The sequence below is a fragment of the Streptomyces nojiriensis genome, from assembly GCF_017639205.1.
In the GTDB taxonomy this organism is placed as follows: Bacteria; Actinomycetota; Actinomycetes; order Streptomycetales; family Streptomycetaceae; genus Streptomyces; species Streptomyces nojiriensis.
Genome location: NZ_CP071139.1, coordinates 1,905,498 through 1,930,152, shown reverse-complemented (window position 1 = coordinate 1,930,152; position 24,655 = coordinate 1,905,498). Strand labels below are relative to the sequence as shown.

The following is a 24,655-nucleotide window of genomic DNA, read 5'->3' as shown; positions in this document are numbered from 1 at the left end:
CTACTGCTGGGTGTAGAAGGCGGCTTCGGCCATCTCGACCGGGGAGGTGTCCACCGCGTCGGCGATGCCCCCGTGGTCGTTCTCGGTGGTCGACTTCGCGGCGTCGGCCGCTGCGGACGCGCTGTCCGCGGCGGCGGTGTAGGCGCCCGCGGCTTCCCTGGCGCCCGTCATGGTCAGGGCCGCGTCCGCGAACTCGGCGACGGTGGCCGTGTCGACGGCGAGCGCCTTCATCGTTTCGGAGGCGTCCTGCATCTGTTCGGCCGTGTCGTCGACCTCGGCGGCGAGCCGGTTGACGGTCTCGGCGTGGGCGTGGACCTTGTGCGTGAGCCAGGCGAGCTTGGTGCGCAGGGCCGCGTAGGTCACGGCGTCAATGAGGGATTCGAGGACAGACATGGCGGGCCTCTCCTATCGGTGGTTGTAGAAGTCGCGTTCGGCGGGCCGGGTCAGGGGGGAGTCCGCCACCGCCCGGAAGATCTGGCCGTGCCGGACCTCCGCGTTCACGGACGCGGTCCGGCAGGCTTCCTCGCCGCCCTGGATCTGGTCGTGGAGCTTCCTGGCGGCAGCGGCCTGCAGGCCGAGCTGCTCCTGCAGGTGCTCGCACGCGCCGATGAGGTTCGAGCCGACGCCCTTCTCGGTGATCTCGGCGATCAGCGCCTCACAGTCCGCGGCGAGCTGCGCGGACTCGTCCACCAGCTCCAGGCAGGCCTCGGAGCTGGACTGGCACAGGGCGGCGGCGCCCTCGGCGAGGTCGATGACCTGGGTGAGGGTGATGACCTCACCGCCGCTGTAGGTGCGGTTCTTCCCGGCGGTCGTGGTGACGTGGACGCCCTTGTCGTCGACGGTCGCGGTGTGCGGAACGGGCGGATCGGGCTGCATCGCAGGGTCCTTCCTGATCTGTTCGGGAAGCGTGACCTTCGGGGGCGGAGGGACGGTGCCGGGCGGCGGGACCGTCGGGGCCGGCACCGGTGCGGGCGGATCCGGTGGAGCAGTCGGCGGCATGGGGGGTGTGGGGGGTTTCGGAGGCGGGCTCTCGGGGGGTGCGGCTGCCTCGGGCGGCGGGGCGCTCGGAGGCCTGGTGGGCTTCGGCGGGACGCTGTCCCCTGAGGTCGAGCTGGGCTTCGGCGGAGGTGTCCCGGAGGGTGAACCGGAACGCACCGTGCCCGGCTTCTTCAGGTAGGCGGAACGCCACCCGTCACGCAGGCCCCCGGCCCAGTGGGCACCCGCGAGAAGCCCGTAATGTGTTTTCGCGGCCGCGTTGTAGGAGGCGTTCCGGAAGGTGTCCGGCGCCCGAGTCGGAGACCACTTCTCTTTCGGTTTCGGCGGGGGTTTCTTGATTCCCGCCTGCTCGTATTTGCCGTGCGTATTGTCGACGCCAATCAGGTAGCTGACGGCGAGGAGGATGAGCAGCTCCACGAGCCCCCTTCCATGACACTACGTAGTTGAGAGGAGTTACGGGTTACCGGTTACAGGCCCTGTGGACGCCGGTTCGGACCCCTCAGGGCGGGCCGAACCGGCTCCTGCAGGTTGTAACCGGTAACCGGTAACCAGGGCGGGTGGTGGCCTAGCGTGACGAGCCGATGGTGCCGACGGTGTCGTTCGCCGTGTTGAAGACCGAGGCGAGGGTGCTGCGGATCTCGTCACTGAACGGCGTGTAGGGGAGGAAGATCCCAGAGACGATCAGCATGATGCAGATCGCCATCTGCTTTCCCTTCGTCTTCTTGAAGGTGAAGAACAGGGCCCAGCAGAACAGGGCCAGGGCGAAGAACTGGAGCGTCATTCTCATGCACCCTTCTCGAAGGTGAATCCCTTGTCGTTCGCGGCGGCGACCGCACCGGAACCGGAACCGGCAGCGGTGGATGCCGAGAGCTTCTTGTAGGCGACGAGACCAGCGCCGCCGACGAGGGCGACCCACAGCCAGGGGCTGGAGGTGAGGGCGCTGTCTGCCCCGGTGGCCTCGTCCTGCTTCTTGGCGGCCACACCTCCGCCGAGGGTCGTGCTGGCAGGGCGGGGAGGCGTGGATGAAGCCGAAGCCCGCGCCGTGCTCGCGGATGAAGGCGACGGCCTCGGCCTGGCGGAAGGTGAGGGGGTAGCGGGGCTGGGGGTCTTTGTCGATGCCGGTGACGTCGAATCCGGCCTGCTGGTAGCCGGTGCCGGCGCCGCCCTGACAGCAGAACGCGTCCAGTAACAGCGGCCGGTGCCCGGATCCTCGCGGGCTGTCGGTGCGGTAGGTCATGCTGGTATCTCCAGTTCTCTCATTTGGGCTGGTTGCGGGGCAGCCGCGGTCTTTGGCGAGAGGGCGGCTGCCCCGGTCTTTCGGTGATCGAAGGGGGCGGGCTTTGACGACGGCGTGGCTGGTGCTGGCAGTGGGCGAAGAGCGGCAGCACGGAGGGAACGACGGGTACGACGACGACCCGTCGCAGCACTACAGCTGGGACGACACCGTCCCCAACCACGCGAATCTGAAGGTGGGCGACGTCATCGCCCTGTGGGACAAGAAGCAGCTCCTCGGCCTTGGCGTGATCTCCCAGATCGAGACCGGCAGCGAGGTCAAGACGCTCTACTTCTGTCCGGTGTGCAAGAAGGCCGACTTCAAGCGCCGCAAGAAGCTCAAGCCGACCTGCCTGTGCAACAAGTGCGGCGCACAGTTCGAGGAGCCGGGCAGCAAGACGAAGACGGTCGTCACCTACCGCTCCCGCCACGGCGAGACGTGGATGGACGGCCGCGGCCTGCTGACCGGCGCGGAGCTGCGGGCCCTGTGCGACTCACCCCGCTCACAGCTGAGCATGCGCCCGGCCAGGTGGGAGAAGCTCCGCGACGCCCTCCTGGCCCTCGAAGGCATCGACGCCGAAGACCTCGACATGGACGACGCACAGGCCGATGAGGACACGGTGCGCAAGCCGATCGCGGGCGGGCACCGGATGGCGAACGTGAAGACCCGGCAGGGGCAGCCCGCCTTCCGCAAGCAGCTCCTCAAGGACCACGGCCAGGTCTGCGCGTTCACCGGCCCCGCCCCCACCGCCGCCCTCCAGGCGGCCCACCTCTACAGCTTTGCCGAGGAGAGCGAGCATCACGACTGGGGCGGTCTGCTCCTGCGCAACGACGTCCACAGCCTCTTCGACCGCGGCCAGATCGCCGTCAATCCCGACACCGGCCTGATCGACGTCGACGAAGAACTCCTGACCTACCCCGCCTACGCCGACCTCCACGGCAAGATCCCCAGGGCCAGGTTGCGGCCCGAGCACGAGGTATGGCTTGCCGCCCACTGGCGCAGCCACCGCAACACCCCGTAGCCGTCCGCCCTCAGCGTTTGAGGAGGAGCGCGTGGCGCAGGGCGGTCTCCGCGATCTGGCCGAAGGCGAATGCGGCGTCGGGGGCGGCTGCGAGCTTCTCGTTGACGTCGAGCAGGTCGAAGGCGTCGGGGATGTCGTCCGGCTCGTCGAGGCCGCGGACGTAGGCCCACAGGTCACCGACCCGGTCCAGTTCTGCTCGGGCCCGCTCGAACCGTGCGTGTCCGTCCCAGCCGTCGAGGCCCCGGAAGGCGGGCGGGACGGGGAACAGCCCGTCGGGGATGGCGATGCGGCCGTCGGCCTGGCGGCCGAGTGCGACAAGGGGCGGCTGCCTGCCGTCCAGCACGCGCTGGATGGCCCAGGCGGCGCCGTAGGCGTAGGCGGCGGCCGCGTCGTCGTACAGCGCGGCCATGCGGAACTCGTGCGCCAGGTGGGAGGCACGGATCTCGAACACGGTCCGGTCGTGCGGGCGGTCGGGGACCGTGGACGACTGGCCGGGGGCGGTGACGGCGCCGTCCGCGTACTGGAGCCGGTCGAGGTTGTACTGGGCGCCGGCGGCCTGTGCGGCGCGGTGGGCGGTGCGGGCTTCGCGGGCGGCGGCCCCGAGCGCGGACACGCTGTCGGTCAGGGTCTCGAACCACGGAATCGTGGTGGACTTCATGGGTCTCTCCTCAGTGGCGGGTGTTGAGAGTGCCGGTGGTGCCCCGGACATGGGTGAGGACGGCCCGGGCTCTGGTGAGACGGGCCGCCCTCGTCGTGTCTGCTGGACGGGCGTTCAGCTGTTGATCTGGCTGCGGACCTTGGCGATGAGGCGGAGGATTTCGTGTGCCATGTCGGCGATCGCCTGCAGTTGTTCTTCGACCTCTTCCGGGTTCGGCCCGGTGAAGGAGAACGAGGGTTCGTTGTTCGGTTTGGGGTCGGTGAACGAGAACGACACGGGTGGCTCCAGCCGGGTCAGATGTTCATGTGGTGTGCGCGCTGGATGGCGGCCTCCCACACACCGCGAACCTGGGCGCCGGCGTGGTTGTCGTTCCAGGCCGGGATGGCCTCCCACTGCTTGCCGTGCTGCCGGCAGGCCTCCGCGAGAAGCAGGTTCCCGGCGTCCCGATAGGCTGCGTTGCGGGTTCCGGCAGCGGCCCGCAGGGCGCCGATGGAGCAGCGGGCGCCCTCGGGGTGGATGAGCCGGTGCTTGGCCCAGCCGTGGGTGTCGAGGAAGGCGAGCGCGTCGGTAAGGGTCTTCTCGACCGGTCCGGGCCGGTGCACCAGCGGCGCCGCGGCGCGGGTAACGGATACCGGTGCGGGTACGGCCGGGATGGTGGGTTCCGGGGTGGGGTCGAGGAGCTGGAACGCCTGCGTGTACAGGTCCTCGTCGACGGGGGTGAAGCCGGGTTGGGTGCGGGTGGTCATGCTGCCCTCCACAGTCCGTTCTCGTTGGTGATCTCGTCCCGCTTCTTCAGCTCCGAGAGGCGGGGCTTGATGTTCTTTGCGGTGGTGCCGAGCTTTCGGGCGATGGTCTCGGCGGTCATGGGGATGGATTCCTGTCGTAGGAGTTCGAGGATTCGCGGCTTGATCAGCTCCTGTCCGTCCGGAGTAGCCGCAGGGGCGGCGGGGTTGCTCTGGGCCTGCTGCTGCGGCACTGCGGCAGCGCCCTGTCGGGCTTTGGCGAGGAGGTCGGTGAGGCTGCCGACGAGGTTCTTGCCGCGCTGGTCGACCATCGGCGTGCTCGTGATTGCCTCCCGCAGGCGCCCGGCCTCGCAGTCCTCCACGGTGACCGGAGGCAGGCCTCCGGTGAGGACGGTGGGCGGGATGTCCAGGTGCAGGGAGCGGAACTGGACGGCCTGGGAGCCGGGGGTGAGGAGGTAGCCGAGGCCGAAGGTGCCGTCCTCGGGGTTGGCGGCGGCCGTGGTGTCCAGGCCGCTCATGTCCCGGTCGGCGACCCTTTGGGCCTGGCCGGGCCAGGAGTCGGGGATCATCGACAGGTCGATGCCCTCCGCGCCCTGGACCGCGTTCGCCCCGACGAGGGAGCCCTGCCCTTTGGCGCAGCGCAGGAACACCGCGCCGCCGCCGATCAGGAGCTGGGAGCGGATGACCGTGGAGTTGCCGAGGTCTTCGGCCAGGGGGGTCTGGGTGGCCAGGACGACGCCGATCCCACGCTTGAGGGACCGGCGGGTGAGCTGCTCGACGATCGCTTTGGCCTCGGCGTGGTACGGGGAGGCGACCGACAGCAGCATGTGGGCTTCGTCGATGACGGTCAGGACGAGCGGGTCGGTGAAGGGGAAGGACGGGGTGCGGTAGCGGGCTTCGCGGTCCAGCATCAGTGCGTAGGCGAGCCGGAGGGCGCCCATCGCCTCGTCCAGCCCGTCGCCGCAGTGGGCGGCCAGGCGTGCTCCTGCGATGGTGCCGGCCTGTGGGGAGGCCAGGATCACCGCGATGCGCGAGCGGTGGGCGGAGAGCAGGATCTGTTCCAGGACCCCGGACTTTCCGGAGCGGGAGCCGCCGACGAGGTAGAGGTGGCGGGCGCCGGATCCGGGCTGGGCGAGCGGGACGAGGGCGGCCTGGCTGTCGATGTAGGTGCCGAGGCGGACGTAGCCGCGGGAGTCCATGGCCAGTTCGTCCACGACCGTGGAGAGCATGGTGCCGTGCATCAGCGCGTGCTCCTTCATCACGCGCACCCCCACCTGCGAGGGCTTGTCCGTGCGGGCCAGGGCGATCTGGATGCTGGAGAGTGCAAGGTTCGCGGCGAGGTCGTCCAGGTTGACCGTTCCGATCGCCTTGCGGTCGCGGGTGGCGATGCCCTCCCAGTCCAGCGGCCCCGTGTAGCGGGTGAGGGTCAGGGTGGTGCCGGGGATCGCGCCATCTGGCACGGCCACGTGCGCGGCCCACAGCTCCTCAGGCGTCGACGGGACACCGGCCGCGATCGCGGGCGCCACCGACGGCTTCTTCAGGTGCACGGTGACCGGCAGGGCGTTGGGGGCGTAGTGCTTGGGGTCGCCCATCTCCACCTGGGAGACGGGGATCTGGTAGACGGCGGCGATGTCGGCGGCCTTCACGCGGACCTGCTGTCCCTGGGGCAGGGTGATGATCCCGGTGAAGGACACGTGGTCGTCGCCGGTGTCGAGGGTGAGGTGCGCGAGCGTGGCGCCGGGCTGGATGAGCTTGCGGCCCTCGGTCTGGGTCGGGCCGCAGATGAACTCCGTCCACCACGCCGTGATCACCTGCGCCTGCGAGGACTCCCCCGAGGTGGTAGTAGCGGGCAGGGCGGGGAGTTCGCCGGCGGTGTTGCGGCGGTGGGCCAGGACGGCCGCGCCGGCCGGGACGGCGAGGCCGAGGGCGAACAGCGGGTCCATGCCGGAGGCGAGGAGCTGGTGGGCGGCGATGCCGCAGCCGGTGGCCGTGCTCCCGCACGCGATCAGGGAGCGCAGGACGGGGGCGGAGGCGCCCACGGCCCACGCCCCCGCTCCGGCCGCTGCGGCGGCGATGGCGGACCAGGGGCCGACCGTGGCAGATGCCAGCGCGAGAGCGGCGGGCGCGTACTGGATGAACTGTGCTCGGGTCGGCCCCACGGGTCCTGTCCTTCCTACTGCTGGGTGTAGAAGGCGGCTTCGGCCATCTCGACCGGGGAGGTGTCCACCGCGTCGGCGATGCCCCCGTGGTCGTTCTCGGTGGTCGACTTCGCGGCGTCGGCCGCTGCGGACGCGCTGTCCGCGGCGGCGGTGTAGGCGCCCGCGGCTTCCCTGGCGCCCGTCATGGTCAGGGCCGCGTCCGCGAACTCGGCGACGGTGGCCGTGTCGACGGCGAGCGCCTTCATCGTTTCGGAGGCGTCCTGCATCTGTTCGGCCGTGTCGTCGACCTCGGCGGCGAGCCGGTTGACGGTCTCGGCGTGGGCGTGGACCTTGTGCGTGAGCCAGGCGAGCTTGGTGCGCAGGGCCGCGTAGGTCACGGCGTCAATGAGGGATTCGAGGACAGACATGGCGGGCCTCTCCTATCGGTGGTTGTAGAAGTCGCGTTCGGCGGGCCGGGTCAGGGGGGAGTCCGCCACCGCCCGGAAGATCTGGCCGTGCCGGACCTCCGCGTTCACGGACGCGGTCCGGCAGGCTTCCTCGCCGCCCTGGATCTGGTCGTGGAGCTTCCTGGCGGCAGCGGCCTGCAGGCCGAGCTGCTCCTGCAGGTGCTCGCACGCGCCGATGAGGTTCGAGCCGACGCCCTTCTCGGTGATCTCGGCGATCAGCGCCTCACAGTCCGCGGCGAGCTGCGCGGACTCGTCCACCAGCTCCAGGCAGGCCTCGGAGCTGGACTGGCACAGGGCGGCGGCGCCCTCGGCGAGGTCGATGACCTGGGTGAGGGTGATGACCTCACCGCCGCTGTAGGTGCGGTTCTTCCCGGCGGTCGTGGTGACGTGGACGCCCTTGTCGTCGACGGTCGCGGTGTGCGGAACGGGCGGATCGGGCTGCATCGCAGGGTCCTTCCTGATCTGTTCGGGAAGCGTGACCTTCGGGGGCGGAGGGACGGTGCCGGGCGGCGGGACCGTCGGGGCCGGCACCGGTGCGGGCGGATCCGGTGGAGCAGTCGGCGGCATGGGGGGTGTGGGGGGTTTCGGAGGCGGGCTCTCGGGGGGTGCGGCTGCCTCGGGCGGCGGGGCGCTCGGAGGCCTGGTGGGCTTCGGCGGGACGCTGTCCCCTGAGGTCGAGCTGGGCTTCGGCGGAGGTGTCCCGGAGGGTGAACCGGAACGCACCGTGCCCGGCTTCTTCAGGTAGGCGGAACGCCACCCGTCACGCAGGCCCCCGGCCCAGTGGGCACCCGCGAGAAGCCCGTAATGTGTTTTCGCGGCCGCGTTGTAGGAGGCGTTCCGGAAGGTGTCCGGCGCCCGAGTCGGAGACCACTTCTCTTTCGGTTTCGGCGGGGGTTTCTTGATTCCCGCCTGCTCGTATTTGCCGTGCGTATTGTCGACGCCAATCAGGTAGCTGACGGCGAGGAGGATGAGCAGCTCCACGAGCCCCCTTCCATGACACTACGTAGTTGAGAGGAGTTACGGGTTACCGGTTACAGGCCCTGTGGACGCCGGTTCGGACCCCTCAGGGCGGGCCGAACCGGCTCCTGCAGGTTGTAACCGGTAACCGGTAACCAGGGCGGGTGGTGGCCTAGCGTGACGAGCCGATGGTGCCGACGGTGTCGTTCGCCGTGTTGAAGACCGAGGCGAGGGTGCTGCGGATCTCGTCACTGAACGGCGTGTAGGGGAGGAAGATCCCAGAGACGATCAGCATGATGCAGATCGCCATCTGCTTTCCCTTCGTCTTCTTGAAGGTGAAGAACAGGGCCCAGCAGAACAGGGCCAGGGCGAAGAACTGGAGCGTCATTCTCATGCACCCTTCTCGAAGGTGAATCCCTTGTCGTTCGCGGCGGCGACCGCACCGGAACCGGAACCGGCAGCGGTGGATGCCGAGAGCTTCTTGTAGGCGACGAGACCAGCGCCGCCGACGAGGGCGACCCACAGCCAGGGGCTGGAGGTGAGGGCGCTGTCTGCCCCGGTGGCCTCGTCCTGCTTCTTGGCGGCCACACCTCCGCCGAGGGTCGGGGCGGCGCAGGGCGGGATCTTCGAGACCTCGTAGGAGGCGGCCTTGGCGACGGCGGCCGCCCGGATCTTCATGCACTCCAGGTAGACGGCCATCTCCCGCTCGTAGAGGGCCTTGGCCGCGGCTTCCTCGGTCTGCGCCCGCTGCTTGTCGGCCTCCACCTCGACCAGGGCGTTCGCGGCCTGCTCCCTGGCCCTGGCACGGTCCTGGGCGGCCTGCTCGCCCTGCATGCCGGTGACGGCAACGACCGTTCCGCACACCGCGAGGACAGCGATCGTGCCGCACACGGCGAGAGCAGCCGTGTTACGGCGGACCCCGCCGACCTTGCCGATCGTGGCGGAGAACTTGGACGAGGTACTGGGCTTCTCCGGGGGCGCGGGGTTCAGGCGGGTGAACTCCTCGTCCCAGTCGATTCCTGACATGAGGGGCCTCTTCACGGTCAGCAGGTGGGGTGGTTGGCCGCGAGGTGCCGGCGCCACGCGGCGCGGACGATCTCGCCGTGGTCGAAGGCGAGGGAGCCCGGTGCGTCCAGCGGCACCCACCGCACCGCGGCAGCGTCATCGCCCGCGGTGGCGGTGGTGTCGTCGGGGACGGTGGCGGCGTAGGCGGCGGTGACGTACCGGCCGCGCGGATCGCGCTCCGGAGCGTCGTACACACCGACCAGCACCAGCGAGTCAGCGGGGACGTGGACGCAGGTCTCCTCCAGCAGTTCCCGGGCGGCGGCCTCGCGGGACGTCTCGCCCGCGTCTACGTGCCCGCCCGGCAGGGCCAGGCGGCCCTGGTGCGGCGGCCAGCCGCGCTCGATCACAAGCACGTCGCCGCCACGGATGCACACCACATCGGCGGTGTACCGGATCGTCTCCGGCATGGTCTCGGTCATGGGGATGTCTCCTCGGGAGGTCAGGCGGGGTGCTGTGCTTCGGGGTAGGCGCACGGGGTGCACATGCCGAGCGAGGCCGGGATCACGTACCCGGCATCGCGGCAGCAGGCCGGGCACCAGCGGCGGGCCGCGTTCGCCTTCGCCAGGGCCGCGGCCCGCCGGGCGGTCATCGGCCGGACGGGCCGGGCCCGGTCGATCCGGTACAGGTAGGCGACCAGCGGCCCGCGCCGTCGGCGGGGCCGCTCCAGCTGTGCGACGACGTCCTGGCCGCCCGGCCGCAGCCCCAGGGAGCGGAGCTGCCGGCGGGTGGCCAGCCCGTCGGGGGCCAGACGCCACCGGTAGACGGGCAGGGTGCTCATGTGGCGTTCTCTTCCTGGGACATCAGGGCGCCCCAGGCGGTGCGTACGCGCTTCTCGCCGCCGACGAATCCGGCGTCGCGGAATGCGGTGGCGGCCTGCCGGTAGGACATCGGCGGGTCGGTGGAGTACCGGAGGTGCCGCAGCACCACCAGGAGCTGCTCGTCGGTGAGCGTCTCGGTGGGGTGCGGGACCGGGACCCCCGCGACGGCCGCGACCTCGTCCAGCGTCACGGGCGTGACGCCCGGGTGCGACTCGTCCGTGACGCTCCCCGGAACCAGCTCCGCAACACGGCCGGTGACCTGCGTGTCTTCGGCGTCACGGCCCGGTGTGACGCGCTCCAGCTCCACCTGCTCCACCCCCTCGATCGGGATGGCGGTGGCATCCGGTGTGACGGCGGGTGTGACGGGGAGGGAGAACATGCCGGCCAGGGCTGCGTCCGCGCCGTCGGTGATCCGCTCGCGCTGCACGTCCAGGAGCCGGGACCCCAGCGACAGGTCACCGGTCCCGACCTTCCGGGCGAGCTTCCACGACGTGCGCTCCGACCGGGCCTGCACCTTGGCGTCGGGGTGGTTCGCCGCGACCGCCCGGTGATATGCCAGCTGCTGCACCACGGCGGCGGCCCTGGCTTCGGCCTCGGCGTCGCGGCCGTCGGTGTGGACGACGATCCGGCGGGCCAGGAAGGCCATGCCCTCGGCGGAGACGCACATGCCCATCGGGGTCACGGCGTAGATGACGGTCCGCCCCGGGTCCGGGGCGGCGGTCGCGGCCATGACCGCGGCCGCGGCCGGCAGGACCCACAGGCCCAGCCGGACCACCCCCGGAGCGGACTGCCCCAGCATCGTGAGGCCGAGCAGAACCAGCGCCAGAACGGCGGTGGCGCCCTCACCGGCCGCCACCGCACCCAGAGCCGTACCGGCCCCGTAGGCGTGGCTGATGTTGCTGAACGTGCCCGCACCGCCCGCGACACCGGTAGCCAGCATCGGCACGAATGCCGAGGCCAGAACCACCTTCTGGGCCCTCGACAAAGGCCTGCGGGAAGCGGGTGCGTCGTGGCCGGTCATGAGGTGCTCCCGTCCTTGAAGACGAACGGGGTGTACGAGACGGGCTCCTCGGCGGTCCGGTGCCGGATCTCGCTCGCGCTCTCCCACAGGTCGCCGTCGCCCCGATGGCGGAGCATCACGCGAAGCACGATCCGCACGTCACTCGCGCGGCGCTGCAGAATCCGGTGGTAGGCGCGCTCATCGGCCTCGGCGAGCGCCGGCAGCGGCACGTCCAGCGCCGCGACGATCGCGGACAGCAGATCCGCGACGGCGGCCCTCTCGGTGCGCTCGTTCATGCGGCACCGCCCGGCACGCTCGCCGCGGCGGCCTGGTTGGTCAGCGACCGCCGGACGGCCAGCACCCTGCGGCGGGCCCGGCGGATCCGACGCTCATCCAGCACCGTGACCGGCCGGTCCAAGACCATGATCTGCGCGTCGAGCAGGTCGACCTCCGCCAGGATCAGCGGCATCTCCCACTCGATCACGTTCAGCTCAGCGTCCGACGGCTCCAGGTCGTCGGACCACGGGGTAACAGCGTCGTGACGTGCGACGATGTGTTTCATGAGTCGTGTTCTCCCTAGCAGGTGGACGGCTCGAAGCGGCCCCGGTGTTCCAGCACCGGGGCCGCACGCCTTTGAAGTGGCTGCGCAGATCCACGAACAGCCACGGCCGCCGACGCCTGGGGTGCATGGCCGGGCGCCGGCGACCGTGGTCGTTGGTGAGTAGTCGGACTGGGCTTCGCACGGCGCCGCTCGATCCGGGGGCGGTCCGAGTCCCCGGGGGTCATGGCAGCCAAATGTCTGGCCGTGCGGATCTTTAGAGCCGATGGCGTGCCACCCCTTCGGGGCGTGGGGACCGGTTGTGACGCGGGCCCGTTCTCAGTCGGCTGGTCTCCACTCGCATCGGCCGGTGCGGTCACGGCCGTGTTGCTGCGGTGGATCACGCTGTGGAGTTGTGTGCGGTGCATTTGCGCAGCTCAGAGCAGCCCAAAGAAGGCCCCTCATGAGTGGTTCGTTGGTGACTGCGCCACCGTTGCCGGGGCGCCCTGTCTTGCGACAAGCCTGTCCGTACGGTGTTCCGGAATCGAATGACGGCTTGTCATATGGGGGCTGCCGACTGCTCGCTGCCCTACGAACAACATGGTGCACCTAGTGCACCATGTTGGCAAGTGGCTCGCCCCTCCCCACAGGGAATGGATGCGAAGAGACTGGTGTACTAGGTACAACACCCCCGACTGAAGGAAGACCCCGATGACCGAGTTCCGAGGGCAGCCGGCATACCTTCAGCTGGCTGATGACCTGCGGGAACGCATTCGCAGCGGCAAGATCCCTGACGGCGTTGCGCTGCCGTCGGCACAGGAGCTGATCGAAAGTTCCGGAGCCTCAAGCACCGTGGTGAAGAACGCGGTGTCGCTGCTGCGCGCGGAGGGGTACGTGGTCGGCCACCAAGGCAAGGGAGTCTTCGCGCAGTTCCCGCCCCGCCTCTCAGACCACTCGCGCGGGGTGGCGGACTGGGCTCTGCCGCTGCTGCAGGCAGGCACGGTACTCGAAGCAGCCCTACGCGATGCCATGAGCGAGACCGAGCCCCCTTCGGCGAACAGCGAAGCGGCCCTTGAGCGCTGGCGGGAGGCGTTCGCCGACCTGCCGGAAAGCATCAAGGACCGCTTGGCCAAGTCTTAGCGACTGCTGTCGGAGACAGCCGACCAGGCGTCGGTGACCTGCCGCTCCAAGCTGGAGCACTCCGGCTTCCAACCCAGATCAGTCGTAATCCTGGAGATGTCCGCCACCAGCCGCGGCGGCTCGGGCTGCGGCGGACGGTGCACAACGGGCACTTCCCGACCCGATACCCGTTCGACCGTAGCCACGATCTCGCGCATGCTCGCCGGGGTCGCGCCGACGTTGTAGGCCCGGAAGGAGGCAGAGGCGGGAGCCTCCAAGGCCAACACGTATGCGCGCGCCAGGTCATCGACATGTACGAAGTCCCGGACCGCCGCACCGTCGCCGTTCATTTCGAGGTGCGGATAGCGGCCGGCTGCCACCGCCACGGCCTTCGGGATGATCCGGCTCTCATCCGCGTCTCCCACTCCGTTGACCGAGCCCGAGATGTTGAAGCACCGCAGACTCACAGCCTCGATTTCGCCCTTCTCTGCCCGCGCCTGAAGCGCCCTGTCGGCGGCCAGCTTCGACGTGCCGTAGGGGTTGCTCGGAGCGGGCACAGTGTCCTCACCGATGGGCTGCCGCTCGGGTGCCCCGTAGATCGCTGCTGTGGAGCCGAGGACGACCGTCGGGACCTTCGAGCCAGCGCGGGCAGAGGCAAGCGCGTCGAGCAGCGTCACCGTGCCACCGGCGTTGACCGCCTGGTACTCCTCCGAACGCTCGAAAGACTCGCGAACGCGGGTGAGGGCCGCGAGGTGGCACACGCCCTGGACGCCATCGAGAGCTGCGGCCAGAGCGTTCGGATCGCGGATGTCACCGCGGAAGACCTCGGATATCGGCAGTTCTGGCAGGGGGGCATCGGCCGGCCGATGCGTGAGGACTACGGTGTCGTGGCCTGCTTCGACAAGCCGTCGTACAACCGCGTTGCCTACGAATCCGTAGGCTCCGGTCACAAGTACGCGCACTGATCTGCCTCTCAGCCCAGGATGAGTCCGCGGTTCCGCCACGCCAGATCGATGCACGCCGCGGCAGCGGACGCCAAAGGTTCATTGTCCAGCAAGCGCCGGACGTTGGACTCGGTGAACTCAATTCCGGCGCTACTGCTGCCAGGGCTACCAGCCACGACGGCGCCTTCTGAGTTCCTGGACACCATGCCGGCGAAGACGGAGTCGTAGACGTCGGCGTCGATGACCACCACGCTGAGGATCTCGCCCGCCAGAGTGAGCGGGTCCAGGCCGATCCCGAAGCAGTAGGGACGCACCTTGCCCTCGCGGCGGGCTTGATTCAGCGTCCGGAAGGGCTCAGTGGCCTCGTAGTCAATCGGCTCGCCGCTGCTCCCGTCTGCCTCGGGGTCCCCGAGGAACTCCTCGGCGTACTCGCGCAGTACGTTGCGCCAGAGGTTGAAGTCGTTCGACTGGTCCCAGGGCATGACTGAGGACGGCTGGAACACCCCGGCCGGCATGACGTGGTACGTCCCACCGGCAAGAGCGACGTTGCTTGCGGACCGGTGATGAAGTGGGAACGACGCGCCATCGGGACCGAGACGAATGGTCAGGGTGTCGATGGATGGCAGCAACGGCCGGTGCGTGAGATCGAACGGGTCCCCGACCAGCGATCGGAACGGGAGTTCCGCCCAACTCGGGTCACCGATCCATGCGGGATCGCTGCCAGTCTTCAACCACGCACTCGCCAGCTCGTGAGCCACCCCCTCACAGACATCGGCCATGTCGAAGTACGTCGTGTACCCGAACGACAGCTTGGGGCGGCCTTCCGTCTGGGCCACATCGAGCAGCCGAAAGCTCGGCCGGTTCACGAAGAGGGACGGTCGGTCGATCATCCGGATGGCCTGCGTATAGCGATCGAACTTGGCACCGTGCGGCGCGAGCGGCCGAACCCCTTCCGACTCCTTCTCCCGGCCGCTGACTTCCGGCGGGTTGGTCTGCGTCAGCCAAGCCAGCTCGATGTCCGCGAAGTCGACCGGCTCGGGCCACATCCATGACTCACGGGTGAGCACCGGACTGCTGCCCGCTCGGGAGACATCCGGGTACAGCCGGGCGGCGGCCTTCGTGAGGTCGGCCCGGTGCCGGTTGAGCTCGCGGCGTGTCATGCGCCATCGCCGCTGGTCATCCACGGCTGCGAGCGGACTGCGCTCGCCCATTTCGCCAGCAGACGCCCCGACCGTCACGACGGCCTCGGCCGGCGGTAGCAGGCCAAGCTCTTCTTCAGGCAAGGCCAAGGCGTGGGCAAGCCTGCGAAGTTCGACCATGTCCCGAATGTTGCGCTTGCCGCGTTCGAGTAAGGAGACGTACGACTGGTCGTAGCCGAGCAAGTCGGCGAGATCTTGCTGCTTGAGCTTGTGGAGCGCTCGATACGCCTTGAGCACGTCGGCCAGGTTCGAGCCGTCCGGAGGGGCGCTCCGCTCGGTGTCACTAGCGAGCCAGTGCGGCTCGGCGTCGGTCGATACGGTGCGCGAGGGCCTGCTCGATGTTTTCGGACCGACAGCACGGCGGCAGGGGCTGCACACGGTGTCGGTGTTTCCGCGGCTCAACTTTGTACCGCACCTGGTGCACAGGGACGGCGTGGACGGTGCAACGGTCATCAGCTTCTGATCCCTTCAAGGGAGGCAGCGACTCTAACGGCACTGCTGAGCAACTCGGTTGTACGGCCTGCTGCCAGACCGGACCCTTACCTGCCACGCTGGCAGGAGTTTCTCCAAGTCATCAAGGGGCGCTTCCGCCGTGCACGGCACGGCGTCGCGCGCCCATCGCCCCGGGCATACGCTCCTGTCTCCGCCCCGCTCGCCAACATGGCTAAGGGCCTGATGGGGTGAGTCTCCTCTGATGTGCTGGCTGCCGGTCAGATCGATGCCTCTGGTGGGGGCGCTCAGACTCCGTGATACAAGGTGTCCGTCCTGCGTCTGCCAACCGGTTCGTTGTGGGGTGGCGTTATCCCGCCTGCCGTCGCCCCAGGCAAGCCATAGCAGACGACGCTTCAGTTCGCCCAGCAGAGATCTCCACCTGGGCCCCAGAAGCCTGGGCTGCTATCACTCCGTGTGGGTCGACGGCAGAGGGGATGGCAGCAGGGCAGGCTGTGTTCGCCGCGGAGTAGCCGACCGACCACCTAGGCGAATTTCATTGCTTCTGCCGTGAGGCGGCCGCCACACGAGCGGCATGTACAGGTACCGCTCCCGTAGGAGGGCGTGTAATGGACCATACCGCACATCTGTTCCGCCTTCTTATCGAAAACCTCCCAGAGATGCTCAATATAGTCTTCCTTAGGGGGGTCTGGAGAGTAGTGCCTCCAGATCGCGTAAGAGACGAGGTCCGCCACCTGGATCAGGCGCGTTGCCTTCGAATCAGCGAAGAGTGGCACGTCTGCAAGATTTCTGAGTTGACCAATAGTGCCGGCTGCTCTCCGCCACTCGCGCGTCCATGCCTGAATGTCCCGTTCAGCCACAAGGCGGCGGTCATGGATGACCAACCCGAGATCATCGCCACCGTTCTCTGAGCGATTTCGCTTCAGCATCACGTCGAATTTATTTAGAAGGACTTCGTAGGCAAACGCCTCACGTTCCGCGGCACGCCATCCGCTGCGAAAGTTTGCATCAACCGCTACGCCGAAGAGTGCCATCGGGAGGGTTGGCTGCGTGGGGCGGAAATCCTTGATGATCCCATACGCCTGTTCTAGCAAAGCGAGGCGGTCGGGGCGTGGAATCAGAGCCCAGTTACTCACCTTCTGCGGCTTCGAAGTCTTCTGCTTAGGCTTCTTAGCATTCTTCATTTCTGAGACGTGCAGCTCAAATTCTTCGGCGTTGAGGTTGGGACCTCTTACGGCCTTTTGGACGACGTTGTCGAGTAGCTTGTGCAGTTTCCTCGCGTCGCGCTCATGAATTGCTATGCCGCCTAGAACAAAAGCGTGGCTTCCGCCGTGAGTGCCGGATTCATCGACGAACAAGAGATACAATTTGCCCCCATCCCCAGCCAACGAAAATTCAGCTCATGATAACGAAAAAGCGGGCCCCGTAGGACCCGCTTTTCGTTACATTCACTAGCCAGTGCAGCTAATCGGGCACCGCGTTGGCAGTCCCATCCTGCTGCTCGGAACCGCGTTGGCAGTCCTACCAGCTGATGCCTAGCCTAGCCGACTCCGAGGCGCTGTCAACTTTACGCTCTTGCGTGCCGCCTCTCTTGCTTCCGCGTGTCGAGCAATTCACGCAGGTCAGGCGAGGTTCTGCCTCACACACGAGAGCCCTCTGAGAGCCGACTGAACCTGGGGAGCGCCTGGCCGGGTATTGGTGTGGAACCTCGCACACGCCGTCGGCCGGACGGCGTGCTCGGGGTGCTGGACCGGCGCTGGCGCGGCAGGCTGGGGGCGTGTCGGATCAGACGGAGATCATCGTGCATCCAGTGTCGCCGAAGGGCGGTCGGAAGGTCACCGTTCATGCGCTCGGCGTGGACGTGGACCTGGGGCGTGCGCACACGCCGAGGGACGTTGCCGAGTTCCTGCGTCGCGCCGGCCTGGAGGACGTGGACCTGAGCGAGGACGGGCCGATCACCTGGGAGGGAGGCGGTCCCGAGGTGTGGAAGCGGCCCGATGCGTGAGGGCCAGGGGAGCCAATCGGGGAGCCACCGGAGGCAGCGCAAGGCGGATCTGCCTGGACTGTCGTGGACAGTGGGGAGCCGGAACCCTTGGGGTGGAAGGGCTCCGCGAGGCCGCTTCCTCAGCCCCTTCTTTCCCCCGACTTAAGAACGTTCTAAGAGCTGAACCGGTAGCCCGAGGTGGGCAGCCGCAGCTCAGAGGCTGCCCACCGCACCCGCTTCCGCCCTGAGGGAGCCAATCCGGGAGCCACGAGCTGTATTTGGCACGTCTTACGGCGCTTCAGAGTCGACGTCGTGAACACGATCGAAGATCTCGTCCATTGCCTCGGCGCCCTCGGTGATGACGGGCCGGATCTGCTTGCGGTACACGCGTTCCGTCGTGTTGCTCCCGCTGTGCCCGACCAGCCGGGCGATCGCTTCGATGGGCACCCCGTGGTCGGAGAGCAGGGACACGAAACTCGTCCTCAGTTCCCGGGTCGTCCACTCTCCCGGATTGCTGAACCCAGCTTCCTTCAGCAGCGAGCGCAGGCTGATGCGCACGCTGCTGGCGGCCATCACACGGCCTTGGCCCTCCCTCGACGGAAAGACCAGGCCCTGCTCAGTCCAGGGCTTGCCGGCGGCCTTGAACTTGGCCTGTTGCTGCTCCCGATGTCCTTCGAGCACCTCCACCGCCTGCTTCGGCATGGCCAGGGACCGACGGCTCTTCCGCGTCTTGGTGTCCCCGGTCCTGCGCACGGATCGCCACACGTCGATGTGCGGCTTGCTGCCGTCGTCCGGCACGGTGTGGACGTGGGCCCAGGTCAGAGGACGCGTCTCCTCCGGCCGCGTCCCCACCAGGAGCGACAAGACCACGTACACGTGGATCCACTTCCCTTCCATGGCGCTGAGCAACGCGGTTGCCTGCTCCAGGGTCAGGGACTTGCTGGGCCTACCCGGCCTCCCCTCCGGCACCACGACCAACTCGGCCACGTTGCGCGTTGCCCGGCCGCGCCTCTGCGCATGCGTGATGGACCGCCGCAGGACCGAGAGCAGCAGCCGCAGCGAACTGGTGGCCAACACCTCGGCCTTCTCGTCGAGCCACTCGTCCAGCGTGTCTGCCTCCAGCACGCGCACCTTGGCCGCGCCGAGCGACGGGTAGATGTGTGTCTCGGCCAGGTACCGGTAGGTCTCCAGGCTCGCTGGCGCCCTGCCCTTGAGCCCCTGCGCCAGCCAGGTCTCCACGGCCTGCTTCACGGTGTAGTGGGCCGGCGCCTTGGCTCCCTGCTCCAGCTCCTTGCGGAGCTCCCGGAGCTTTCGCCGCACCTCGGTCTTCGTCTTGCCGGACACCTTGGGTCGGTGGCGCTTGCCCGCGGGGGTGTAGCCGAGCGAAACCGCCCCGATGTAGCGCTCTTTGGACTTGTCCCAGTAGATCGAGTCCTCGCCGTTGGCGGCCTTCCGGCCGGGCGCGCTCTCGTTGTCCATCTGGACCTTTCAGATATGTGGACGGGGCCGCACCGGCATCGGTGCGGCCCCGTGATGGGTTGGTTGCTGCTATGCGGCGGCCTGTGCCTCGCGTTTGAGGAGTTCGACGTACTCGTCGACGTATTCGGTGGGTACGAGCCGTCGTCGGCCGACGCGGACGGTTCGCAGGCGACCGAGCCTGATCTCCTCGAAGGCTGTGGAGCGGCCTACGTTGAGTAGTTCCGCTGCTTCCTCCACGCTGTGCATCCGCCTCGCGGGTACGACCATCAATGCCACGTGAGGACGTTCCTTCCGGTCCGTGAGTTGCCAGCTGTGCGACCCTGGCCCCCTGCCAGAGGGCCGGAATCGCTGACAGAACTGACAGAACCTCGCCATACGGCCCCTGACCTGCGGTTTCGGCCGGTTCTGGCCGCGTGACAAAACCTCAAAAAACTCTGACAGAACCTCGAAAACCTAGGTTCTGTCAGAGCGGGCGGCTTGCCCGCGGGCGAGGTTTCTGGAGTTCTGTCAGAGTTTTCGGAGGTTTTGTCAGAGCTCCGAAAGTGCTCGTTTCCGCAGGTCAGAGGGCTGGTCTGGGGGTTCTGTCAGTTCTGTCAGTGGGTTGGGGGGTTTTCAGGCGGCGGGGGTGATGCGGGGGTGGGTCTCGTAGCGGGGGGAGGGCGGCCGGCCGCCGCGCGTGGTGCGGGGCGGCGGGGGCTGCTGGCGGACCCAGCCGTGCTCCTCCAGGAGCTCCAGGGCGGGGTCGAGGTCGCCCATGGCGGGGAACTCGCTGCGGGGCATCGCGCGGAAGAGGTCGCGTTTGGTGAAGGCGGTGGTGCGGGTCTCGGTCAGGTGGGTGAGGACCGTGTGGGCGGCGCCCTGGGCGGGGTCGGCCTTCATGGCGTTGAAGACGTCGAGGGCGTGGGCGGTGAAGTAGTCCCCGAGGCGGGTGGCGGCGGCCATGGTCTCGGTGGCGATCGGCCGGGTCCAGGCGTCCTCGGGGTGGGCGGCGAGGTGGAGGAGCCCGGCGATCCGGGCGACGGCGCCGTCGCGCTTGCTGGCCCAGTTCACGATCGGCGCGAGACTCCCGTCCTTGCGCAGGCGCGATTCCGTGACGCGCTGGTAGGCGAGCAGAACCGCGTCGGCCTCGGGTGTGAGGGTGAGCTCGGCGGTCTCGGTCCAGCCCGCGAGGGTCAGGGCGAGACGCCCGAGGTTCTGGGCGTAGGTGTCGGCGGTGTCGGGGCTGAGGAGTTCGGGGGTGAGGTTGCGGTAGCCGACGAGGGATTCGGGCTTGGAGTACAGGAACCGGGCGAGCAGGCCGCGCCCGTCGGCGCCCTTGATCTGGCCGATGGCATCGAGGACGTCCGGCTGGACGGCCAGGCCCATGGTGATGGCGGGGTTCTCGATGTACTGGGCGTCGCGGGCCTGGCGGTTGACGCGGGCCATGTCGCCGGCGTGGCCCTTGAGGAAGATCCCCATGTTCGGGACGCCGGAGTAGCGTCCGGCGATGATCTCGAAGATCTCGCCCTCGGGGGACAGGATCGCGATCCGTCCGTCCTGCTGGGCGAGGAGGCTGGTCAGGCTCTCGGCGGTGACGTCGTCCGCGACGAGCTGCGGCTCCGCCGGCACGACGGCCCGCTCGGCGGCCTCAGACAAAGAGACGGCCTGGGCCGTCAGATCGGCCAGCTTGTCGGCCTCCGCGTTCGCCGCGATCTTCTCGGCCTTCTCGGCAGCGGCCTTCGCGATCCGCGCCGAGGCCGCGGCCTCGGCCCGCTGGGGCGCCGTGAGCTCGATCAGAGCCTTCTCGGCGGCGAGGAGGGGCTTGGTCATGAGTCCGAACACGGCGCTCTTGCGGTTGCCGGGAGGCAGAGCGACGGCGGTGTAGAGGTTGACCGGCTCGCTCCACTGCCCGCGCACCGTCACGGTCAGGCGCCCGCCGGCAGCAGCGCCGACGACAGCGAGAGCGAGACACCCGGCGAGGTCGACTGGCGTCTGCGTCTCCTCCGCGACACCGGCCGTCATGGCAGCGAGCCAGCCGGGCAGGGCGTCCACAGGGAACGTGGGGAGCTGTCCGCGCGGGTTGAGCGGTACCGGCTCGTCCCACACCGGACCGGCGACGTCCTCGGCGGTCATCTCATTGAACCCGGCCCACAGCTCGGGGTCATGCTGACTCATGCGGCTTCTTCCCTTCGCGGGGTGAGGCGGGAGCAAACTGTGCGGTGCTGCGCATGGTCGGCGATCAGCGCCAAGGCGCGTGCCCTCCCTGCCGCGAAGAGATCGCGGCCGCAGGAACACCGGGAGCGGACGCTGGGGGCCGCCCCGTAGGAAGGCGGAGCGACGATGTGGAGCCAGGCCACCGGCCGGCGCCCGTCGTCGGCGTGTGGGTCAGGGCGAACAGATGAGGGGACGCCTTCGGCGACGCCGTTCGGGGCGCCCACCACCTGCTGTGGTGGCGGTTGTTCGGCGTCCTCTGCGGGACGGTGGTGGAGAGGGCTCTTAGAGGGGATGGGGAGGTGGGTGTTCATGCCGCGCTCCGGCTGCCGGCGGGGTTGTTGGCGATGGACCAGTCCAGGCCCCGTCCGATGACGTCGTTGTAGTAGCGCTCCGACTCGGTGGCGTTGCCCGCCGCTGCGCTTCTAAGAGCCTGCTCTACCTCCGCGCGGGTGAGGTCGCCGGACGCGATGAACCGTCCCAGAGCCCTTGCGGCCCTGAGCAGGGTGTCGTTCCGCGTGCCGTCTCCGGCATGGGCGACGTTGTGTACTTCGTTGTCCAGGGCTGCTTTCGCATACCGGGACCCCTTCACCGTCAGCGGTGCGGGGACGTCCCTGACGGGCTTGGGCCTGGCTGTGAGCGCGTTGGTGAGCCATCCGGGCAGTGGGGTGGGGCTGATGCTGTCCAGCACGGTGTAGGCGCCGTCGGGGGTGCTGCTGCCGGGGGCGACGACGTAGCCGCCCCAGCCTCGGGTGTCGATGTGTTTCCCGAGTCGTCCGGCGGTGTTGCCGAGCCGGGTCCCGGCGGGCTGGGTGAAGTACAGGTGCATCCCGCCGCGGGCGGTCCGGACCCGGTAGGTGGTGGGGACGGCCTGTCCGGCGCGCTCGCAGAGCGCCTCAAAGGTGGTCACGCCGTCAGGCATTCCTTCTTCGTCTGTCGGCTTGAGCATGTCGAGGTCGACGACGAGCAGCCCGGACGGGCCGGTCGCGATCCCGATGTTGTACGGGGCGTGGGTCCAAGCGGCGGAGATCAGGTCGTGATCCGTTGTTGCCCGCATCTCGGGGGTGCGGTGCCCGTCGGCGCAGCGGCCGGTGCGGGGGCAGGAGCGTTCGGGGTGGCCGGCGGGCCGCTTGTCCTGTGGGCGCAGGGGGAAGACGTGCCAGCCGTGCTGGGCGGCGTCGATGGCGTGGGCGAGGAGTTCGAGGCCGGGCAGGCCGATGCCGGGCATGCTGGTCATGCGGCTGCCTCCTGCCGGGTGTGGGTGAGGTGCTGGGTTGCGATCCAGTGGGTGTAGGCGGGGGGTACGGCCTGGCGGGCTTCGGTCTTGTTCATCCAGGTGCAGCCCATGGCGTCGGCGTAGGCGCGTTCGCCCTTGTGCTCGAAGGCGAGCAGGTTCTTGTGGTGCCAGCAGGGCGGCAGGAGGTCTCCGCCGCCGCCCCAGGAGGTTTCGAAGGTGCGGTGGCGGCGGACGTTGAGGCCGAACTGCGACCCGCACAGCAGGTAGTCCGGCCGCAGGGGTGCTTCGGGGACGTTCTCGATGACCCATGGGGTCCCGGACGCCTGGAGCCGTTCGCGGCCGGGGGTCAGGAGGTCGGGGTGCTGGGTGCGGTTGCCGCGCCAGGCGGTGACGCGGGCGAAGTGCTGGCAGGGCCAGGAGGCGTGGATGAGGTCGAAGCCGTCGAGGGGGAAGGTGAGGGCGTCGGCCTGGTGGAAGGTGAAGGGGTAGTTCGGCTGGGGCCGGTTGTCGACGCCGGTGACGTCGAATCCGGCGAGGTGGTAGCCCATGGACAGGCCGCCTGCTCCGCAGCACAGGTCCAGGACCCGCAGGCCGTTCGGCCGCCGCAGCGGCAGGACGTGGGCGCTCATGCGGCCACCGCCTGCGTGCTGAGGAAGGCGAGGGCGGCGCGGCCGATGTGATGGGTGTAGGCCGGGGGGATGCATTCGCGGATGCCGTCGCGGTTCATCCACGGGACGCCCATGACCTCGCGGGCCAGGGCGACGCCGGAGAAGTTCCCGACGAACTGCCCGTACCAGCCCTCGGGGATAGGGCGGCCCATCTTGGCCTGCGGCACCAGGTGGGCAGGGTGCGGGGGCTGAGGGAGGACGAAGCCGCCGCCGGTCTCGAAGTAGCGGTGGCGGTAGGTGCGCAGGCCGAACATCGCCCCGCACAGCATGACGGGCTGGCGGAGCTTGTGGGCGGCGCCGCGGACGTTCTCCATGACCCACGGGCGGCCCGTCGCGTTCAGGGCGGCGCGGGTGGGGGCGATCAGGTCGGGGTGGTCGTTGTTCTGGATGCGCTGGCAGTCGGTGTCGTGCTGGCAGGGCGGGGAGGCGTGGATGAAGCCGAAGCCCGCGCCGTGCTCGCGGATGAAGGCGACGGCCTCGGCCTGGCGGAAGGTGAGGGGGTAGCGGGGCTGGGGGTCTTTGTCGATGCCGGTGACGTCGAATCCGGCCTGCTGGTAGCCGGTGCCGGCGCCGCCCTGACAGCAGAACGCGTCCAGTAACAGCGGCCGGTGCCCGGATCCTCGCGGGCTGTCGGTGCGGTAGGTCATGCTGGTATCTCCAGTTCTCTCATTTGGGCTGGTTGCGGGGCAGCCGCGGTCTTTGGCGAGAGGGCGGCTGCCCCGGTCTTTCGGTGATCGAAGGGGGCGGGCTTTGACGACGGCGTGGCTGGTGCTGGCAGTGGGCGAAGAGCGGCAGCACGGAGGGAACGACGGGTACGACGACGACCCGTCGCAGCACTACAGCTGGGACGACACCGTCCCCAACCACGCGAATCTGAAGGTGGGCGACGTCATCGCCCTGTGGGACAAGAAGCAGCTCCTCGGCCTTGGCGTGATCTCCCAGATCGAGACCGGCAGCGAGGTCAAGACGCTCTACTTCTGTCCGGTGTGCAAGAAGGCCGACTTCAAGCGCCGCAAGAAGCTCAAGCCGACCTGCCTGTGCAACAAGTGCGGCGCACAGTTCGAGGAGCCGGGCAGCAAGACGAAGACGGTCGTCACCTACCGCTCCCGCCACGGCGAGACGTGGATGGACGGCCGCGGCCTGCTGACCGGCGCGGAGCTGCGGGCCCTGTGCGACTCACCCCGCTCACAGCTGAGCATGCGCCCGGCCAGGTGGGAGAAGCTCCGCGACGCCCTCCTGGCCCTCGAAGGCATCGACGCCGAAGACCTCGACATGGACGACGCACAGGCCGATGAGGACACGGTGCGCAAGCCGATCGCGGGCGGGCACCGGATGGCGAACGTGAAGACCCGGCAGGGGCAGCCCGCCTTCCGCAAGCAGCTCCTCAAGGACCACGGCCAGGTCTGCGCGTTCACCGGCCCCGCCCCCACCGCCGCCCTCCAGGCGGCCCACCTCTACAGCTTTGCCGAGGAGAGCGAGCATCACGACTGGGGCGGTCTGCTCCTGCGCAACGACGTCCACAGCCTCTTCGACCGCGGCCAGATCGCCGTCAATCCCGACACCGGCCTGATCGACGTCGACGAAGAACTCCTGACCTACCCCGCCTACGCCGACCTCCACGGCAAGATCCCCAGGGCCAGGTTGCGGCCCGAGCACGAGGTATGGCTTGCCGCCCACTGGCGCAGCCACCGCAACACCCCGTAGCCGTCCG

At 68.9% G+C, this 24,655-nt stretch carries 30 protein-coding genes and 1 pseudogene; 4 read left to right on the top strand and 27 right to left on the bottom strand.

What is annotated here, in order from left to right:
• The 5 genes and pseudogenes from JYK04_RS09035 to JYK04_RS41110 all read right to left on the bottom strand — a co-directional run.
• Entirely contained in the window at positions 1-393 is a 393-nt protein-coding gene (locus JYK04_RS09035; RefSeq protein WP_189734657.1) for a hypothetical protein, read from the bottom strand.
• Positions 394-405: 12 nt separating this feature from the next.
• Positions 406-876 carry a hypothetical protein gene (locus JYK04_RS09030; protein ID WP_189734655.1) on the bottom strand — a complete coding sequence of 157 codons (471 nt, stop codon included), beginning with the start codon at positions 874-876 and terminating at the stop codon, positions 406-408.
• Between the two features lie 685 nt (positions 877-1,561).
• Positions 1,562-1,783: a hypothetical protein gene (locus JYK04_RS09025; RefSeq protein ID WP_189734654.1), complete on the bottom strand. Its 222-nt coding sequence runs from the start codon at positions 1,781-1,783 to the stop codon at positions 1,562-1,564.
• Entirely contained in the window at positions 1,780-1,977 is a 198-nt protein-coding gene (locus JYK04_RS09020) for a hypothetical protein (RefSeq protein WP_208809271.1), read from the bottom strand. The genes JYK04_RS09025 and JYK04_RS09020 overlap by 4 nt, the downstream gene beginning before the upstream one ends.
• A 13-nt stretch (positions 1,978-1,990) precedes the next feature.
• A pseudogene (locus tag JYK04_RS41110) lies at positions 1,991-2,233 on the bottom strand (class I SAM-dependent methyltransferase); the annotation flags it as partial.
• A 103-nt stretch (positions 2,234-2,336) separates the two neighbouring features.
• Here JYK04_RS41110 and JYK04_RS09010 point away from each other — a divergent pair.
• On the top strand, positions 2,337-3,290 hold the full coding sequence (locus JYK04_RS09010; RefSeq protein WP_189734667.1) for an HNH endonuclease signature motif containing protein: 954 nt from the start codon (positions 2,337-2,339) through the stop codon (positions 3,288-3,290).
• 10 nt (positions 3,291-3,300) lie between these two features.
• Here JYK04_RS09010 and JYK04_RS09005 read toward each other — a convergent pair whose 3' ends face one another.
• From JYK04_RS09005 to JYK04_RS08945, 13 genes are all read right to left on the bottom strand, one after another.
• Complete coding sequence (locus JYK04_RS09005; protein ID WP_189734665.1) at positions 3,301-3,948, bottom strand: hypothetical protein; 648 nt, start codon at positions 3,946-3,948, stop codon at positions 3,301-3,303.
• Between the two features lie 114 nt (positions 3,949-4,062).
• Positions 4,063-4,224 (bottom strand): hypothetical protein, encoded by a 162-nt coding sequence (locus JYK04_RS09000; protein WP_189734663.1) that lies wholly within the window; start codon positions 4,222-4,224, stop codon positions 4,063-4,065.
• Between the two features lie 17 nt (positions 4,225-4,241).
• Positions 4,242-4,694: a DUF6197 family protein gene (locus tag JYK04_RS08995; protein ID WP_229875055.1), complete on the bottom strand. Its 453-nt coding sequence runs from the start codon at positions 4,692-4,694 to the stop codon at positions 4,242-4,244.
• Complete coding sequence (locus JYK04_RS08990; RefSeq protein ID WP_189734659.1) at positions 4,691-6,850, bottom strand: ATP-binding protein; 2,160 nt, start codon at positions 6,848-6,850, stop codon at positions 4,691-4,693. Before JYK04_RS08990 ends, JYK04_RS08995 begins: the two co-directional genes overlap by 4 nt.
• A 14-nt stretch (positions 6,851-6,864) precedes the next feature.
• Complete coding sequence (locus JYK04_RS08985) at positions 6,865-7,257, bottom strand: hypothetical protein (RefSeq protein WP_189734657.1); 393 nt, start codon at positions 7,255-7,257, stop codon at positions 6,865-6,867.
• A 12-nt stretch (positions 7,258-7,269) separates the two neighbouring features.
• Positions 7,270-7,740, bottom strand: a complete 471-nt coding sequence (locus tag JYK04_RS08980) for a hypothetical protein (RefSeq protein ID WP_189734655.1) — start codon at positions 7,738-7,740, stop codon at positions 7,270-7,272.
• Positions 7,741-8,425: 685 nt separating this feature from the next.
• Positions 8,426-8,647 (bottom strand): hypothetical protein, encoded by a 222-nt coding sequence (locus JYK04_RS08975; RefSeq protein WP_189734654.1) that lies wholly within the window; start codon positions 8,645-8,647, stop codon positions 8,426-8,428.
• Complete coding sequence (locus tag JYK04_RS08970; protein WP_189734652.1) at positions 8,644-9,279, bottom strand: hypothetical protein; 636 nt, start codon at positions 9,277-9,279, stop codon at positions 8,644-8,646. Before JYK04_RS08970 ends, JYK04_RS08975 begins: the two co-directional genes overlap by 4 nt.
• Before the next feature lie 17 nt (positions 9,280-9,296).
• Positions 9,297-9,737, bottom strand: coding sequence for an NUDIX domain-containing protein (locus JYK04_RS08965; RefSeq protein WP_189734650.1), 441 nt, complete (start codon positions 9,735-9,737; stop codon positions 9,297-9,299).
• Positions 9,738-9,757: 20 nt separating this feature from the next.
• Positions 9,758-10,096, bottom strand: coding sequence for an RRQRL motif-containing zinc-binding protein (locus JYK04_RS08960; protein ID WP_189734648.1), 339 nt, complete (start codon positions 10,094-10,096; stop codon positions 9,758-9,760).
• Positions 10,093-11,157, bottom strand: a complete 1,065-nt coding sequence (locus JYK04_RS08955) for a hypothetical protein (RefSeq protein ID WP_189734646.1) — start codon at positions 11,155-11,157, stop codon at positions 10,093-10,095. The genes JYK04_RS08960 and JYK04_RS08955 overlap by 4 nt, the downstream gene beginning before the upstream one ends.
• Positions 11,154-11,432, bottom strand: a complete 279-nt coding sequence (locus JYK04_RS08950) for a hypothetical protein (RefSeq protein ID WP_189734644.1) — start codon at positions 11,430-11,432, stop codon at positions 11,154-11,156. The genes JYK04_RS08955 and JYK04_RS08950 overlap by 4 nt, the downstream gene beginning before the upstream one ends.
• Positions 11,429-11,698 (bottom strand): DUF6284 family protein, encoded by a 270-nt coding sequence (locus tag JYK04_RS08945; protein WP_189734642.1) that lies wholly within the window; start codon positions 11,696-11,698, stop codon positions 11,429-11,431. Before JYK04_RS08945 ends, JYK04_RS08950 begins: the two co-directional genes overlap by 4 nt.
• A 687-nt stretch (positions 11,699-12,385) precedes the next feature.
• Here JYK04_RS08945 and JYK04_RS08940 point away from each other — a divergent pair.
• On the top strand, positions 12,386-12,814 hold the full coding sequence (locus JYK04_RS08940; protein ID WP_189734641.1) for a GntR family transcriptional regulator: 429 nt from the start codon (positions 12,386-12,388) through the stop codon (positions 12,812-12,814).
• Here JYK04_RS08940 and JYK04_RS08935 read toward each other — a convergent pair.
• The 3 genes from JYK04_RS08935 to JYK04_RS08925 form a co-directional block, all read right to left on the bottom strand.
• A complete protein-coding gene (locus JYK04_RS08935) occupies positions 12,811-13,755 on the bottom strand; it encodes an NAD-dependent epimerase/dehydratase family protein (protein ID WP_189734639.1) in 945 nt (314 codons plus the stop codon). The two genes, JYK04_RS08940 and JYK04_RS08935, sit on opposite strands and share 4 nt — an antisense overlap.
• Before the next feature lie 11 nt (positions 13,756-13,766).
• Positions 13,767-15,173 carry a helix-turn-helix transcriptional regulator gene (locus tag JYK04_RS08930; RefSeq protein ID WP_202186052.1) on the bottom strand — a complete coding sequence of 469 codons (1,407 nt, stop codon included), beginning with the start codon at positions 15,171-15,173 and terminating at the stop codon, positions 13,767-13,769.
• Between the two features lie 737 nt (positions 15,174-15,910).
• Positions 15,911-16,744: a DUF3800 domain-containing protein gene (locus JYK04_RS08925; protein WP_189734635.1), complete on the bottom strand. Its 834-nt coding sequence runs from the start codon at positions 16,742-16,744 to the stop codon at positions 15,911-15,913.
• Between the two features lie 419 nt (positions 16,745-17,163).
• Here JYK04_RS08925 and JYK04_RS08920 point away from each other — a divergent pair, with 419 nt between their 5' ends.
• Positions 17,164-17,391, top strand: a complete 228-nt coding sequence (locus JYK04_RS08920; RefSeq protein ID WP_189734633.1) for a hypothetical protein — start codon at positions 17,164-17,166, stop codon at positions 17,389-17,391.
• 267 nt (positions 17,392-17,658) lie between these two features.
• Here the strand turns inward: JYK04_RS08920 and JYK04_RS08915 are convergent, their stop codons facing one another.
• The 6 genes from JYK04_RS08915 to JYK04_RS08890 all read right to left on the bottom strand — a co-directional run bounded on the left by JYK04_RS08915 (position 17,659) and on the right by JYK04_RS08890 (position 23,591).
• Positions 17,659-18,849 carry a tyrosine-type recombinase/integrase gene (locus tag JYK04_RS08915; RefSeq protein ID WP_189734676.1) on the bottom strand — a complete coding sequence of 397 codons (1,191 nt, stop codon included), beginning with the start codon at positions 18,847-18,849 and terminating at the stop codon, positions 17,659-17,661.
• A gap of 69 nt (positions 18,850-18,918) precedes the next feature.
• Positions 18,919-19,116, bottom strand: a complete 198-nt coding sequence (locus tag JYK04_RS08910; RefSeq protein ID WP_189734800.1) for an excisionase family DNA-binding protein — start codon at positions 19,114-19,116, stop codon at positions 18,919-18,921.
• Between the two features lie 345 nt (positions 19,117-19,461).
• On the bottom strand, positions 19,462-21,003 hold the full coding sequence (locus tag JYK04_RS08905) for a YfjI family protein (RefSeq protein ID WP_189734674.1): 1,542 nt from the start codon (positions 21,001-21,003) through the stop codon (positions 19,462-19,464).
• A gap of 346 nt (positions 21,004-21,349) precedes the next feature.
• Positions 21,350-22,276 (bottom strand): bifunctional DNA primase/polymerase, encoded by a 927-nt coding sequence (locus JYK04_RS08900; RefSeq protein ID WP_189734672.1) that lies wholly within the window; start codon positions 22,274-22,276, stop codon positions 21,350-21,352.
• Positions 22,273-22,905, bottom strand: coding sequence for a DNA cytosine methyltransferase (locus JYK04_RS08895; protein WP_189734671.1), 633 nt, complete (start codon positions 22,903-22,905; stop codon positions 22,273-22,275). Before JYK04_RS08895 ends, JYK04_RS08900 begins: the two co-directional genes overlap by 4 nt.
• Complete coding sequence (locus JYK04_RS08890; protein WP_189734669.1) at positions 22,902-23,591, bottom strand: class I SAM-dependent methyltransferase; 690 nt, start codon at positions 23,589-23,591, stop codon at positions 22,902-22,904. The genes JYK04_RS08895 and JYK04_RS08890 overlap by 4 nt, the downstream gene beginning before the upstream one ends.
• A gap of 103 nt (positions 23,592-23,694) precedes the next feature.
• Here JYK04_RS08890 and JYK04_RS08885 point away from each other — a divergent pair, with 103 nt between their 5' ends.
• Complete coding sequence (locus JYK04_RS08885; protein WP_189734667.1) at positions 23,695-24,648, top strand: HNH endonuclease signature motif containing protein; 954 nt, start codon at positions 23,695-23,697, stop codon at positions 24,646-24,648.
• Positions 24,649-24,655 lie beyond the last annotated feature (7 nt).

What these genes read in the sequence shown, in the direction of transcription:
- JYK04_RS08940 (WP_189734641.1), top strand. Translation starts at nt 12,386, where the DNA reads ATGACCGAGTTCCGAGGGCAGCCGGCATACCTTCAGCTGGCTGATGAC.
- JYK04_RS08955 (WP_189734646.1), bottom strand. Translation starts at nt 11,157, where the DNA reads ATGACCGGCCACGACGCACCCGCTTCCCGCAGGCCTTTGTCGAGGGCC.
- JYK04_RS08915 (WP_189734676.1), bottom strand. Translation starts at nt 18,849, where the DNA reads ATGGACAACGAGAGCGCGCCCGGCCGGAAGGCCGCCAACGGCGAGGAC.
- JYK04_RS08890 (WP_189734669.1), bottom strand. Translation starts at nt 23,591, where the DNA reads ATGACCTACCGCACCGACAGCCCGCGAGGATCCGGGCACCGGCCGCTG.
- JYK04_RS08975 (WP_189734654.1), bottom strand. Translation starts at nt 8,647, where the DNA reads ATGAGAATGACGCTCCAGTTCTTCGCCCTGGCCCTGTTCTGCTGGGCC.
- JYK04_RS09030 (WP_189734655.1), bottom strand. Translation starts at nt 876, where the DNA reads ATGCAGCCCGATCCGCCCGTTCCGCACACCGCGACCGTCGACGACAAG.
- JYK04_RS08945 (WP_189734642.1), bottom strand. Translation starts at nt 11,698, where the DNA reads ATGAAACACATCGTCGCACGTCACGACGCTGTTACCCCGTGGTCCGAC.
- JYK04_RS08980 (WP_189734655.1), bottom strand. Translation starts at nt 7,740, where the DNA reads ATGCAGCCCGATCCGCCCGTTCCGCACACCGCGACCGTCGACGACAAG.
- JYK04_RS08970 (WP_189734652.1), bottom strand. Translation starts at nt 9,279, where the DNA reads ATGTCAGGAATCGACTGGGACGAGGAGTTCACCCGCCTGAACCCCGCG.
- JYK04_RS09025 (WP_189734654.1), bottom strand. Translation starts at nt 1,783, where the DNA reads ATGAGAATGACGCTCCAGTTCTTCGCCCTGGCCCTGTTCTGCTGGGCC.
- JYK04_RS09005 (WP_189734665.1), bottom strand. Translation starts at nt 3,948, where the DNA reads ATGAAGTCCACCACGATTCCGTGGTTCGAGACCCTGACCGACAGCGTG.
- JYK04_RS08910 (WP_189734800.1), bottom strand. Translation starts at nt 19,116, where the DNA reads ATGGTCGTACCCGCGAGGCGGATGCACAGCGTGGAGGAAGCAGCGGAA.
- JYK04_RS08995 (WP_229875055.1), bottom strand. Translation starts at nt 4,694, where the DNA reads ATGACCACCCGCACCCAACCCGGCTTCACCCCCGTCGACGAGGACCTG.
- JYK04_RS09035 (WP_189734657.1), bottom strand. Translation starts at nt 393, where the DNA reads ATGTCTGTCCTCGAATCCCTCATTGACGCCGTGACCTACGCGGCCCTG.
- JYK04_RS08965 (WP_189734650.1), bottom strand. Translation starts at nt 9,737, where the DNA reads ATGACCGAGACCATGCCGGAGACGATCCGGTACACCGCCGATGTGGTG.
- JYK04_RS08960 (WP_189734648.1), bottom strand. Translation starts at nt 10,096, where the DNA reads ATGAGCACCCTGCCCGTCTACCGGTGGCGTCTGGCCCCCGACGGGCTG.
- JYK04_RS08900 (WP_189734672.1), bottom strand. Translation starts at nt 22,276, where the DNA reads ATGACCAGCATGCCCGGCATCGGCCTGCCCGGCCTCGAACTCCTCGCC.
- JYK04_RS08895 (WP_189734671.1), bottom strand. Translation starts at nt 22,905, where the DNA reads ATGAGCGCCCACGTCCTGCCGCTGCGGCGGCCGAACGGCCTGCGGGTC.
- JYK04_RS08985 (WP_189734657.1), bottom strand. Translation starts at nt 7,257, where the DNA reads ATGTCTGTCCTCGAATCCCTCATTGACGCCGTGACCTACGCGGCCCTG.
- JYK04_RS08950 (WP_189734644.1), bottom strand. Translation starts at nt 11,432, where the DNA reads ATGAACGAGCGCACCGAGAGGGCCGCCGTCGCGGATCTGCTGTCCGCG.
- JYK04_RS08905 (WP_189734674.1), bottom strand. Translation starts at nt 21,003, where the DNA reads ATGAGTCAGCATGACCCCGAGCTGTGGGCCGGGTTCAATGAGATGACC.